General features: G+C 69.1%; 14 protein-coding genes. 3 read left to right on the top strand and 11 right to left on the bottom strand.

The window, feature by feature from the left end; all coding sequences use genetic code 11:
* Positions 1–51: 51 nt before the first annotated feature.
* On the bottom strand, positions 52–432 hold the full coding sequence (locus tag ASF52_RS00490) for a response regulator (RefSeq protein WP_056165906.1): 381 nt from the start codon (positions 430–432) through the stop codon (positions 52–54).
* Positions 433–507: 75 nt separating this feature from the next.
* On the opposite strand from ASF52_RS00490, the gene ASF52_RS00485 reads away from it, so the two are divergent.
* A complete protein-coding gene (locus ASF52_RS00485) occupies positions 508–840 on the top strand; it encodes a DUF3572 domain-containing protein (RefSeq protein ID WP_056165903.1) in 333 nt (110 codons plus the stop codon).
* 247 nt (positions 841–1,087) lie between these two features.
* Here ASF52_RS00485 and ASF52_RS00480 read toward each other — a convergent pair whose 3' ends face one another.
* Positions 1,088–1,963 (bottom strand): cell envelope integrity EipB family protein, encoded by an 876-nt coding sequence (locus ASF52_RS00480; protein ID WP_056165900.1) that lies wholly within the window; start codon positions 1,961–1,963, stop codon positions 1,088–1,090.
* 386 nt (positions 1,964–2,349) lie between these two features.
* On the opposite strand from ASF52_RS00480, the gene ASF52_RS00475 reads away from it, so the two are divergent.
* The gene (locus ASF52_RS00475) at positions 2,350–2,991 is read left to right on the top strand and encodes a GcrA family cell cycle regulator (RefSeq protein ID WP_056165897.1); all 642 of its coding nucleotides are present in this window, start codon (positions 2,350–2,352) and stop codon (positions 2,989–2,991) included.
* A 66-nt stretch (positions 2,992–3,057) separates the two neighbouring features.
* Here the strand turns inward: ASF52_RS00475 and phoB are convergent, their stop codons facing one another.
* The 6 genes from phoB to pstS form a co-directional block, all read right to left on the bottom strand.
* A complete protein-coding gene (gene phoB, locus ASF52_RS00470) occupies positions 3,058–3,759 on the bottom strand; it encodes a phosphate regulon transcriptional regulator PhoB (RefSeq protein ID WP_056165894.1) in 702 nt (233 codons plus the stop codon).
* 100 nt (positions 3,760–3,859) lie between these two features.
* Entirely contained in the window at positions 3,860–4,600 is a 741-nt protein-coding gene (phoU, locus tag ASF52_RS00465; RefSeq protein WP_056165889.1) for a phosphate signaling complex protein PhoU, read from the bottom strand.
* Positions 4,601–4,694: 94 nt separating this feature from the next.
* The gene (gene pstB, locus ASF52_RS00460) at positions 4,695–5,513 is read right to left on the bottom strand and encodes a phosphate ABC transporter ATP-binding protein PstB (protein WP_056165883.1); all 819 of its coding nucleotides are present in this window, start codon (positions 5,511–5,513) and stop codon (positions 4,695–4,697) included.
* Between the two features lie 50 nt (positions 5,514–5,563).
* Positions 5,564–6,454, bottom strand: coding sequence for a phosphate ABC transporter permease PstA (pstA, locus tag ASF52_RS00455; RefSeq protein WP_056165880.1), 891 nt, complete (start codon positions 6,452–6,454; stop codon positions 5,564–5,566).
* 20 nt (positions 6,455–6,474) lie between these two features.
* A complete protein-coding gene (gene pstC / locus ASF52_RS00450; RefSeq protein WP_056165877.1) occupies positions 6,475–7,449 on the bottom strand; it encodes a phosphate ABC transporter permease subunit PstC in 975 nt (324 codons plus the stop codon).
* Between the two features lie 148 nt (positions 7,450–7,597).
* Entirely contained in the window at positions 7,598–8,638 is a 1,041-nt protein-coding gene (gene pstS, locus ASF52_RS00445) for a phosphate ABC transporter substrate-binding protein PstS (protein ID WP_056165875.1), read from the bottom strand.
* Positions 8,639–8,904: 266 nt separating this feature from the next.
* Between pstS and ASF52_RS00440 the strand changes: the two genes are divergently transcribed.
* The gene (locus tag ASF52_RS00440; protein WP_200918677.1) at positions 8,905–9,174 is read left to right on the top strand and encodes a hypothetical protein; all 270 of its coding nucleotides are present in this window, start codon (positions 8,905–8,907) and stop codon (positions 9,172–9,174) included.
* Between the two features lie 21 nt (positions 9,175–9,195).
* On the opposite strand, the gene ASF52_RS00435 is transcribed toward ASF52_RS00440, so the two are convergent.
* The 3 genes from ASF52_RS00435 to ASF52_RS00425 all read right to left on the bottom strand — a co-directional run bounded on the left by ASF52_RS00435 (position 9,196) and on the right by ASF52_RS00425 (position 12,285).
* Complete coding sequence (locus tag ASF52_RS00435) at positions 9,196–9,378, bottom strand: hypothetical protein (protein WP_244473096.1); 183 nt, start codon at positions 9,376–9,378, stop codon at positions 9,196–9,198.
* A 150-nt stretch (positions 9,379–9,528) separates the two neighbouring features.
* Positions 9,529–11,196 carry a DNA repair protein RecN gene (gene recN / locus ASF52_RS00430; protein WP_056165866.1) on the bottom strand — a complete coding sequence of 556 codons (1,668 nt, stop codon included), beginning with the start codon at positions 11,194–11,196 and terminating at the stop codon, positions 9,529–9,531.
* Positions 11,197–11,406: 210 nt separating this feature from the next.
* Complete coding sequence (locus ASF52_RS00425; RefSeq protein WP_056165863.1) at positions 11,407–12,285, bottom strand: outer membrane protein assembly factor BamD; 879 nt, start codon at positions 12,283–12,285, stop codon at positions 11,407–11,409.
* Positions 12,286–12,480: the final 195 nt, after the last annotated feature.

Genomic DNA, 12,480 nt, shown 5'->3' with positions numbered 1-12,480 from the left:
CTCACGCGTTCGGATCGAAGGGGACACGCCCGATCAGACGGATATGCCGGGTCACGACGACTTGCCGTCACCGAGATATTGACGGACGGTGGCGAGGAACTTGGCGACCGAGATCGGCTTCGACAGGTAGGCCTCGCAGCCCCCCTCGCGGATGCGCTCCTCGTCGCCCTTCATGGCGAAGGCCGTGATGGCGATGACCGGGATCGACTTGAGGTCGTCGTCCTCCTTCAGCCACTTCGTGACTTCGAGGCCGGAGACCTCGGGAAGCTGGATGTCCATCAGGATGAGATCGGGCCGGTGGGCGCGGGCGAGTTCGATGGCCTCGATCCCGTTGGCGGTCTTGAGCGTTGCGTAGCCGTGCCCTTCCAACAGGTCGTTGAAGAGCTTCATGTTCAGCTCGTTGTCCTCGACGATGAGCACCGTCTTTGTCATGGCCCATTGTTCCCGGCGTTCGAGCGGCTCATTGTTCTTCGAGGCATGGCCCGCGCAATGAGATGTAACGGATACATGTTGACGAAACGCAAATCCGCCAATGACCGTGATTCGGCCGAGCGCCTCGCCCTGGCGATCCTCGCCTGGATGGCCACGGACGACGAGCGGCTCTACCCCTTCCTCAACGCCACCGGCGTGACCCCCGACACCCTGCGGGCGAGCGCGCAGGATGCCGGATTCCTGGCCGGGCTCCTCGACCACGTCATGGGCGACGAAGCCACCCTGATGGCCGCGGCGGAGGCCCTGGCGGTGCCGCCCGAGCGGATCGCGGCGGCCTGGGGCCGACTCTCGCCCATGGAGTTCGACGACGGATTTTCGGATCAGGGGACGCGGGGCGACGACGTCTGACGGAGCCCCGCGTCCGCCCATTCGAGGCAGGTCCGCCCGACCGATCGATCGGAGCGGTGGACGGGCCACTCCCGTCGCGGTGAGAGGGGCGCCTCCGCATCATCCGCCCTGCCGGCGGATCGACGCCGCTCCGGGAGCCGATGCCCTCGCGCTGCGCCCGACCGCGTTGGGTCGGGCCACATCGCGAGGCCTTCGCTTTGCCGCGCTCTTTTGCGCCGAACCGGCATCCACTTCGGCGGAGAGTGCTCTAGGACTTGCAGTCGGTGGCGGCCGGGAGCTTGTCGAGGCGGCTGAGATTGCCCGCCACGGCGAATTCCCCGTAATCGAGGCGCAGGTTGCCGCTGACGCCGTTCTCGTAGAGGTCGAAGGTCAGCACGTAGATCGGCGTGCGCTCGCCTTCGCCGGCGGTGAAGTAGCTCAGGGTCACCGGCCAGTGGGTCATGCCCGCCATCTCCCCCTCGCGCAGGGGCTTGTCGCGGTCGGCTTTCGGCTTCGCGGCGCCCTCGCCCGCGGCTTCCTCCTGAGGCGCCCCTTCCTTGACGGAAGCGGTCGTGGCCGGGCGCCCGATCACCGCCAGGGTGTCGTAGACCTTCCGGCCGTCGTCGGTGCCGTCGTAGACCTTCACCGAGAGGGTCGTCCGGCCCTCGCGCGCCGCCGCGATGAGGCGGCGCATGTGGACCGTCGGGAACAGCACCTCTCCGCTCGCCTGGAACCCGTCGCGCTTGGGCTCCTTCAGGCGAACCTTGAGGGCATCGGCCACCGTCTCGGCGGTGCCGTCCACGGATTGGCCGGGCGTGCCGTTGAGCAAAGTGCTGACCTTGAAGCGGTAGCTGCGCCCGTCGGCGCTCTCGAAGGTGGTGTTGCGCAGGTCCGAGGTGCGGCTGCCGGTCTCGCCGCTTTCCAGCACCGTCACCTGCCGGGTCTGCATCGTGTAGCCCTTGCAGGCGTCGCCCGAGAAATCGATGACGATGCGCCCGCGCGCGCTCTCCACCGCCCGGGTGCCGCCGCTCTGGGCGAGCGACAGGTCGTAGACCGCGCGGTGGCTGGCGAGGGGCACGGGCTCGGCGGCCGACGCCCCGCTGGCGGACAGGATGAGGCAGGCCGTGGCGCGGGACAGACGCATGAAGTCTCCTGCCGGGGGGTTGGCGGGGTCGGACCGGCGCACCGTTCGGCACGCATGGACTGCCCGTCAGATAGGCCGCCCGTCACCCACCGGCAATGCGAGTCCCTCGCGGCGGAGAGAGCCGGGCACGGCTTTGCGAACTCGTCCTTGCAAACCTGGGTTTGCCAACTTGGCTTTGACGGTGAAAACCCCGTCGCCCGCCCGGACGCGGTCAAGGCCGCTCTTGCCTCGGACTCGGGCGCTCCTGTACGGTTCGACCGTCGCCGAAGAGAGCCCGAGGCGAACGTCACCTGTCCGGTCCCGGGACCTTACGCTGCGGAGCTCCGCCGCCGGTCCTTCGCGCCCGTGATACATGCGGTGATCGGTGCACGATGTCGGAGGGGGCGATGACCGAAACGGTTCCGAGCTGGTCGGACGAGCGCGTCGATCTCCTGCGTCGCCTGTGGCAGGACGGCCTGAGCGCGAGCCAGGTCGCCACGCAACTCGGTGGCGTGACCCGCAACGCCGTCATCGGCAAGGTCCATCGTCTCGGCCTGTCCGGCCGCGTGGCGAAAGGGCCCGACACCCTCCCCCGCAAGAAGCCGGCCCGCGAGGGCGCGGGCCAGGAGCCCGGACAACCGGAATCCGCGGACCACGAGACCGGGCATCGGGACACCGAAATCCAAGGGCTCGGCATCGATGCCCCCATGCTCGGGACCGTGGGCCGGGACAGCGAACCGTCCGGAACCGCGGCGGTCGAGGCCGGATCCGTCGTCGCGATGCAGCCCGCTCCCGCGGATACGCGCGCCGCGCCGGTGCCCGTGGCCCGGATCGAGGCCGTGGGCTTGGCGGCCTCGCGCAGGGTCACGATCATGGATCTGCGCGAATCCATGTGTCGCTGGCCCCTCGGGGACCCGACGTCGCCCGATTTCCACTATTGCGGCGACCGCGCCATCACCGGCCTGCCCTACTGCACCCACCACGCCCAGATCGCCTACCAGCCGGCGGCCGAGCGCAAGCGCGACCGCAGGGTCGGCGGATTTCGCTGAGGCGATCGCGATCGTCGTGCCGCCGGGAATCCGAGCGGGTCACGCTCCGCGCTTGCGGCCGGCGCGTCACTCGGTGCCGGCGAACATCTCGTCGAACGAGTAGCCCGAGCCCCGGACCGTGCGGATCGGGTCGCTCTGCCGGGGCCGGTTCAGGGCCTTGCGCAAACGCCCGACGTGCACGTCCACGGTACGCTCGTCGATGTAGACGTCGTGCCCCCAGACGCCGTCGAGCAGCTGCTCGCGCGAGAACACGCGCCCGGGACTGCGCATGAGGAATTCGAGGAGCTTGAACTCCGTCGGACCGAGATGGATCTCGCGGCCCTCGCGGCGGATGCGGTGGCTGAGACGGTCGAGCTCGATGTCGCCGGCCACCAGCAGGTTGGCCACGTGGGCCGGCTTGGCCCGGCGCAGGAGCGCGCGCACGCGGGCGAGCAGTTCCGGCACGGAGAACGGCTTGACGATATAGTCGTCGGCCCCGGTGCCGAGGCCACGGATGCGGTCGCCCTCCTCGCCCCGGGCCGTCAGCATGATCACCGGCAGGCGCTCGGTCTCCCGGCGCGCCCGGATCCGGCGGCACAGCTCGATCCCCGACAGGCCGGGCAGCATCCAGTCGAGCAGCACGAGGTCGGGCACCTGCTCCTGCATCCGCAGGTCGGCCTCGTCGCCGCGCGCGGCGGAATCGACCTCGAACCCTTCGGCCTCGAGATTATAGCGCAACAGGAGGGTCAGGGCCTCCTCGTCCTCGACGATGAGGATCCGCGTACTCATCACAACCGCCCGCTCATGCGGCCCGGAACCCTGCCCGACCCATGGCGGGGCGGGCAGGGCTCGAACCCTTGGTCTTTCGCGCCCTCGACGAGGGCTCCCCTCAGGCCCCCGTGGTCAGGCCGAGGGGCGGCATGTCCACCGTGGCGTAGTTCGAGGCGTCGTTCTTGGGACGATCGCTCTCCGCCAGGCTGTTGGCGCCGGTGACGAGGTAGTGAATCGTCTCGGCGATGTTGGTGGTGTGGTCGCCGATACGCTCGATGTTCTTGGCGACGAACAGCAGGTGCGTACAGAACGAGATGTTGCGCGGATCCTCCATCATGTAGGTCAGGAGCTCGCGAAACAGCGAGTTGTACAGGGCGTCGATGGCGTCGTCGCGCTCCCACACGTCGAGGGCCGCCTTGGTGTCGCGGCTGGCATAGGCGTCGAGGACGTCCTTGAGCTGCTCCTGCACCAGGTCGCTCATGTGCTGGACGCCGATGACGATCTTTTGCGGCTGGATCTGGTCCGCGATCGCCACCACGCGCTTGGCGACGTTCTTGGCGAGATCGCCGATGCGCTCGAGGTCGTTCGAGACCCGGATCGCCGACACGGTCTCGCGCAGGTCGATGGCCATGGGCTGGCGCCGGGCGATGAGCAGGATCGAGCGCTCCTCGATCTCGCGCTGCAGGGTGTCGAGGCGGTGATCGGCGGCGATGACCGCCTGGGCCAGGGGCACGTCGCGGCGCACGAGGGCGTCGCTCGCCTCCGTCATCATCTTCTCGGCGATGCCGCCCATCTCGGAGATGGACCGGCGCAGGTCTTCGAGGTCGGTGTCGTAGGAACTGACGATGTGGTCGGGCATGTCGCACTCCTCGGTCAGGTCTCGTTCGGGGAAACCTGCCACAGGGCGGGGTGGGGCGGGCTGCGGCGGAGGGGCCGCCCCCTCTCCCAAGAAATCAGCCGAAGCGGCCGGTGATGTAGTCCTGGGTCTGGCGCTTCTCGGGGTTCATGAAGATCCGCGTGGTCGGACCGAACTCGACGAGTTCGCCGAGATACATGAACGCCGTGAACTGCGAGATGCGCGCCGCCTGCTGCATGTTGTGCGTGACGATGACGATGGTGAATTCGGACCGCAGCTGCTCGATGAGCTCTTCGATGCGGCCCGTCGAGATCGGGTCGAGGGCCGAGGTCGGCTCGTCGAACAGGATCACCTCGGGGCGCTGCGCCACCGTGCGGGCGATGCACAGGCGCTGCTGCTGGCCGCCCGAGAGGCCCATGCCGGACTGCTTGAGCTTGTCCTTCACCTCGTCCCACAGGGCAGCCTTGCGCAGGGACTCCTCCACGCGCACGTCGAGGTCGGCTTTCGGCAGCTTCTCGTAGAGGCGCAGGCCGAAGGCGACGTTGTCGTAGATCGACATCGGGAACGGCGTCGGCTTCTGGAACACCATGCCGATGCGCGAGCGCAGCTCGTTCAGGTCGACCCTGGCGTCGAGGACGTTCTGGCCGTCGAGCAGGATCTCCCCTTCGGCGCGCTGGTCGGGGTAGAGGCTGTAGATGCGGTTGAAGGTGCGCAGCAGGGTCGATTTCCCGCAGCCCGACGGACCGATGAGTGCGGTGACCTGCCGGTCGTGGAAGTTGAGGTTCACGGATTTCAGGCCGTGGAAGGTGCCGTAGTAGAAGTTCAGATCCTTCACGGCGATGCGGACGGGGGAACTCTCGTCCGCCTTGTGGCGGCCGGTGAGCTGCGCGGAGGTGATCCCGTTGGCGGCGTTCATCGGTTGCGGGTCCTTCAGGTCGAACGGGGGCGGGGCGAACGGGGCGCGGATCAGCGCGCGCGCTCGCTCTTGATGACGAAGCGGGCCACGATCGAGAGGGCGAGGATCGTGACGGTGATCAGGAGGGCGCCGGCCCAGGCGAGTTGCTGCCAGTTGCCGTAGGGCGAGAGGGCGAACTGGTAGATCATCACCGGCAGGTTCGGCACGCCGCCCATGAGGTTGGGTGAGAACCAGCTGTTGTTGTTGAGCGCCGTGAACAGGAGCGGCGCGGTCTCGCCGGCGATGCGGGCGAGCGCCAGGATGATGCCGGTGACGATGCCGGCGGAGGCCCCGCGCCACGTGATGGCGGTGATCACCTTGGAGGGCGGGGCCCCGAGCGCCGCGCCGGCCTCGCGCAGGGTCGAGGGCACGAGGCGCAGCATGTCCTCGGTGGTGCGGACGATGACCGGGGTGGCGATGATGGCGAGCGCCACGGCGCCGGCCCAGCCCGAGTAGCTCCCCATGGGCCGCACCATCAGGGTGTAGACGAACAGGCCGATGAGGATGGAGGGTGCCGAGAGCAGGATGTCGTTGAGGAAGCGGATGAGGTCGGCGAGCTTCGAGTTGCGGCCGTACTCCGCGAGGAAGGTGCCGGCCATGACGCCCACCGGCGTCGCGACCAGGATGCCCAGGAAGGTCATCACCAGACTGCCGAGGATCGCGTTGGCGATGCCGCCGCCCTCGGAGCCGGGCCCGGGCGTCGGCTCGGTGAAGAGGAGCGGCGAGAACCCCTTCACGCCCTCGATGATCAGCATGGCCAGGATCGAGCCGAGCACGAGGATGCCGATGAGGGTCGCGACCGTGCTGGCGCCGATGAGCAGCTTGTCGGCGACCCGGCGTCCCGAGCGGACCCGGCTCGCCTGGAGGGGCGGCGCGGCGGTGACGGTGTTGAGCGCGTCCATGGTGGTGTCTCCGGCCGGACTCAAGCGACCTTCACGCGCCGGACGAGCAGGCGGGCGACGATCAGGACGAGGAAGGTGATGACGAACAGGATGCAGCCGAGCGCCATCAGGGAGTTCAGCTGCAGGCCGTCGGCCTCGTTGAACTCGTTGGCGATGCGGGACGCGATGGTGGAGCCCGGATCGAACACCGAGGCCGAGAGGCGGTTGGCGTTGCCGATGACGAAGGTCACCGCCATGGTCTCGCCGAGGGCGCGGCCGAGGCCGAGCATGATCGCGCCGATGATCGAGACCGAGGCCTGGGGCACGAGGACGTGGCGCACCACCTCCCAGGTGGTGCAGCCGATGCCGTAGGCGCTCTCGCGCAGCACCGTCGGGATCTGGTCGAGCATGTCGCGGGTGATCGAGGCCACGAACGGCACGATCATGATGGCGAGGATGATGCCGGCGGTGAGGATGCCGACGCCCGAGGGCACGCGGGCGTAGAACAGGGTGCCGACGATGGGCATCCCCTCCACGAGGTTCGACACCGGCATCTGCACGAAGCGGGCGAACAGGGGCGCGAAGATGAACAGGCCCCACATGCCGTAGATGATGCTCGGCACCGAGGCGAGGAGCTCGATGGTCATCGCCACGGGCTTGCGCGCCCAGCCGGGGCAGAGCTGCGTCAGGTAGATGGCGATGCCGAGGGACAGCGGCACGCCGATGAGGAGAGCGAGGATCGCCGAGGCCAGGGTGCCCACGATGGCGACGAAGGCACCGTATTGCTCCTGGCCGATGTTCCAGGCGCTCGAGGTGATGAAGCCGGGGCCGAACTCGGCGAAGGCCGGCCAGCCGCCATACGCGATGGAGGCGAGGATGCCGAAGAGAACGAGGAGGACGAGGATCGCCGAGGCGTAGGAGGCGGTCCGAAACAGGGTGTCGCCGAGGCCGCCGGGCTTGCGCCGGGCCGGAGCGGCGGTCCGCGTCAGGGAGATCTGTTCAGTCAAGGCGCCCATCCGAAATCGTCTCTTCTCTCTGCGGCGTCTACAGCGCGGCGTGCCCCGACGCGAGCCCACCGTCGCCGGGCCCACTTTCGCCCATGGGACGGGCCCGGCGCATGCACCGGGCCCGTCGATGGATCACCTATCCTCCGTGGAGGAGGGCTCAGTCGTTGTAGACGGGCTTGCCATCCTTGGTCTTGATGGTCTTCCAGGCCTCGTGGATCAGGCCGACGACGTTGTCGGGCAGCGGCACGTAGTCGAGGTCGACGGCGAGCTTGTCGCCGTTCTTGTAGGCCCAGTCGAAGAACTTGAGCACGTCCGCGGTCTTGGCCGCGTCGGCCGGCTCGCGGTAGACGAGGATGAAGGTCGCGGCGGTGATCGGCCAGGCGTCCTCGCCGGCCTGGTCGGTCAGCGAGATGCCGAAACCGGGGGCGGACTTCCAGTCGGCGCTGGCGGCTGCGGCCTGGAACGCCTTGTCGTCGGGCTGCGGGAACTTGCCGGCCTTGTTCTGGAGCAGGGTGTGGCTGAGCTTGTTCTGCTTGGCGTAGGCGGACTCGACGTAGCCGATGGCGTTGGGGACCTGCTTGACGGTGGCGGTGACGCCCTCGTTGCCCTTGCCGCCCTGGCCCACGGGCCAGCTCACCGTGGTGGCGGCACCGAACTCCTTCTTCCAGGGCTCGGAGACCTGGGAGAGGTAGGTGGTGAAGATGTTGGTCGTGCCGGACGCATCCGAGCGGTAGACCGGGGTGATGTTGGCGTCGGGGAGCTTCACGCCTTCGTTGAGCTTGGCGATGCGGGCATCCGACCACTTGGCGATCTTGCCGGCATAGATGTCGGCGACGATCTCGCCGGTGAGCTTGAGCTTGCCCGGCTCGATGCCCGGGATGTTCACCACGGGGACGACGCCGCCCATCACGGTGGGGAACTGGACGAGGCCGTCCTTCTCGAGGGCCGGTCCCTTCAGGGGCGCGTCGGTGGCGCCGAAATCGACGGTCTTGGCCTGGATCTGCTTGATGCCGCCGCCCGAGCCGATGGACTGGTAGTTCAGGCCCATGCCGCTTTCCTTGCGGTAGGCCTCGGCCCACTTGGAATAGACCGGGAACGGGAAGGTTGCGCCAGCACCCGTGATGTCGGCAGCCAGGGCGGAGGTGGCGAGCTGGGCGGTCGCGAGCCCGAGGGCAAGCGCGTAGGCGAAGGGTTTCACGAGGCTCTCCGTGTCTGTCGAGCGGGAGGGGGGACCGAAGGGCCCGCGCGATCCGCGCGCCCTCGATCCGCCACGACCCGTTAGCCGCCCGATGGTGCGGCTCTATGACCACGACGTGACATACGGATGACAGCGCCCGCCCATTCCCCGCGGTGGCGCGGCCGAATGGCACGGTCCTTGGACTTCGTGCGTTGGCAACACCTGCGCTCAGCACCGTGTCTTGGCGCCGTGTGGTGGCACGATGCGGCTCGGGGGAAACGATGGCGATGAACGAAGCGGACCGCGAAGAGGCGCCGTCGGGCGGCGATCCGGTGGGCGATCCGGGCGAGGGCGCGTTCCTCGACCTCCACGTGCAGCGCGAGGCCCTCGAGCGCAGGCTCGTCCTCGTTCAGCAGCAGCAGCAATTCGGTACGAATGCGGAGGCGATCGCGCAGGCCGGCACCGAGGAGCGCGAAGCCCTGCTCGACCTCGATCGGGTGCTCACCCTGATCCGGGCGGCGGAATATCGGCGACAGCCGGGCGCGCGGCGCTGGTAGGCCCGCGCAGTCCGGGGGCGTTCAGTCCATCCGGCGGCGGTCGCGCTCCTTGTGGCGCAGTCGCAGCAGGAGGTCGATCTGGCTGTCGGGGATCGGCAGCGTGTCGCAGGTCTCCTCGTAGAGGGAGCGCAGGGCGTTGCCGAGGCGGTAGCGCGTCTCGTCGGTCAGCGTGGGATGCGCGTCCCCGTCGTGTTCGTGGTCCATGCCCATTCCGGTGATTCTCTGGTCCACGTCGCAGTCCCTCGTCTCGAGCGATGTTCAACGCCGACGCCGAATCAGGCGCGTGCCCGTCACCACGTGAGAGTCCGCGATCATGGTAAACAAAATCTTAACGCTGTCCGTGTCCCAGGTGCATCACGCATCCGCCGATTGAAGCAGGCGGGCGGCCGCGGCGCGGGCCTCGTCGGTCACGGTGGCGCCGGCGAGCATCCGGGCGATCTCCTCGCGCCGGGCCGGGGCGGCCAGGGACGCGACCCGGGTGGCGACGCGGTCGCTGCCCTTCACCGGGTCCTTGGCGATGAGGAAATGGGTCTCGGCCCGGGCGGCCACCTGAGGCGCGTGGGTGACGGCCACCACCTGAACCCGGGTGGCGAGGCGCCCCAGGCGGGCGCCGATGGCGTCGGCCACGGCCCCGCCGACGCCGGTGTCGATCTCGTCGAAGATCAGGGTCGGCGCCGAGCCCTTGTCGGCGAGCACGACCTTGAGGGCGAGCATGAAGCGCGACAGCTCGCCGCCGGACGCGACCTTCATCATCGGCCCGGGCCGGGTACCGGGATTGGTCTGCGCCCAGAACTCGACGCGGTCGTAGCCCGCGGCATCCCGCGAGTCCGGGTCGGTGCTGATCTCGGTGATGAAGCGGGCGCGTTCGAGCTTGAGCGGCGGCAACTCGCCCTTCACCGCCGCGTCGAGGGCCTTGGCCGCCCTGCGGCGCCCTTCGGTGAGCTTCGTCGCCGCCTTGGCGTAGGCGGCCTCGGCCCCCGCCAGGGTCTTTTCCAGGCCGCCGAGGGCCTCCTCGCCGGCATCGATGGCAGCGACGTCCGACGCGTAGCGCTCGCGCAGCGCCGCGAGATCGTCCACGGGCACGTCGTACTTTCGCGATGCGGCGCGGAGCGCGAACAGCCGCTCCTCGACCCGCTCCAACTCGCGCGGGTCGAACTCGGCCTCGCGCAAGGCGGCGTCCAGAACCGTATGGGCCTCGTCGAGGGCCGTCAGGGCGGCATCGAGGGCGGCGACGCAGGGCTCGACCAGGGCGGGCAACTGTCCGGCCCGACGCTCGAGCTTGCGCAGGGCGGAGGAGAGGTGGGCGACGCCCGGACCACCCGACGCCTCGATGGCCTCGTTGAGTTCACGGGCGACCTTCTCGCCCTGCTGCATCACCGTGCGGCGCTCGGCCAGGGCCGTCTCCTCCCCGGCCTTCGGATCGAGGGTCTCCAGCTCGTCCACGGCGTGGCGCAGGAAGTCGACCTCCTTGCGCGCGGCCTCCACCCGGGCCCGGTGCTCGGCGAGGCTGGCGCGGGCGGCGCGCACGCGCTTGGCGGCGTCGCTCACCTGACCGAGGGGCGCCTGGAGGCCACCGAAGGCGTCGAGGATGGCGCGATGCGTCCCCGGATCGGCGAGCGCGCGATCGTCGTGCTGGCCGTGAATCTCCACGAGGGCGAGGCCGATGGCGCGCAGGACCTGCACGCCCACGGGCTGGTCGTTGACGAAGGCCCGGGTGCGGCCGTCGGCCATCTGGATGCGGCGCAGGATGAGATCGCCCTCGGTGTCGAGGTCGGCCTGCGCGGCCAGCGCCCGGGCGGGGTGGTCGAGGCCGATGTCGAACACGGCGGTCACGGCGCCCTGCGCCTCGCCGTGGCGCACGAGCCGGCCGTCGCCGCGCCCGCCGAGCGCCAGGGCGAAGGCGTCGAGCAAGATCGACTTGCCCGCCCCCGTCTCGCCGGTCAGGACGCTGAGGCCCTCGCGAAAGTTCAGGTCGAGCTTGTCGATGAGGACGATGTCGCGGATCGCGAGCTGGCTCAGCATGCCGCGGATTCGGCCCTGTTGAAAACGGTGGCCACGTCTGGGTGCCTCACGAAACGCCCTGGAGGCATTCTCCCCCGCAGCGACGGGTGCGGGAGCCATGTGTGAGGATCTCTTAGCGGGATTCGGGGCGGGACGAAATCACCCGCCTCCGGCGGCGGGGACGCACGCGCTCCGCAGAACGACGGCCCCGGGTGGGGCCGCCAGGCCGGATCACTGCGCTTCGGCGGTCCGGCCGACGACGCCGCGATAGACTTTGCTCAGCCACGAGGACTTTTCCTCGCGCGGCTCCAGGCCGCCGTTCTGCAGGAGCGCGAAGGCGTCCTTGTACCAGGGGCTGTCGGGGAAGTTGTGGCCCAGCACGGCGGCGGCTGTCTGCGCCTCGGCGGTGATGCCGAGCGCCATATAGGCCTCGACGAGGCGCTCCAGCGCTTCCTCCGCGTGGCGGGTCGTCTGGTACTTGCTCACCACATCGCGGAAGCGGTTGATGGCGGCGGGGAAGTTGCGACGCTCGAGGTAGAAGCGGCCGACCTCCATCTCCTTGCCGGCGAGCTGGTCGCGGGTGATCTGGATCTTGGCCTTGGCGTCGGTCGCGTATTCCGAGGTCGGATACTTCTGGACGAGCTCCTGCAGTCCGGCGAGCGCCTTCTCCGAGCGATCCTGATCGCGGGTCACGTCGGGGATCTGCTTGTAGTGCGACATCGCCATCAGGTACTGGGCGTAGGCCGCGTCCTTGCTCGCCGGGTGGCGCTGGAGGTAGCGCTTCGAGGCCGAGATAGCGTCGTCGTACTTCTGGCCCTCGTAGTTCGAGTAGGCCGTCATCAGCAGCGCGCGGCGCGACCAGTCGGAATAGCTGTAGGCCTTGTCGAGCTCGCCGAATTTCTTCGAGGCGCCCTCGTAGTCCTTGTCCTCCATCCGCGCCAGGCCGTCGCTGTAGAGCTTGTCGGCGGGAACATCCGGCACGACTTCCGGCTTGTACTTCTCGGCGAAGGGGTTGATCGAATCGAGGGCGTCGCAGCCGCCGAGGCCCACGCCGCAGAGCGTGAGAAGCACGGCCGCCATCGCACCGCGGTTCGGATGAGTGAGGCGCATTCAGGTACTTCCCCCAACAGGCGGCCCGCTCGGGACGCGCGTCGTCAAGCCATCACAGGTGTCGGTCGCGTGGCTGACGGCGTGATGCCACGGTCCGGCTGCGTTGCCCAGCGGACCTTGCCCCGTTTCACGGACGATTCACCGTGGCGCGCGATTTGGGCGTGAAAACGGCGGCCGGCCCGGCCTGTGCCCTGA

It is taken from the genome of Methylobacterium sp. Leaf112, assembly GCF_001423295.1.
Taxonomy (GTDB): Bacteria; Pseudomonadota; Alphaproteobacteria; order Rhizobiales; family Beijerinckiaceae; genus Methylobacterium.
The sequence above is the reverse complement of the archived record's forward strand: the minus strand, read 5'-3'. Positions and strand labels throughout refer to the sequence as shown.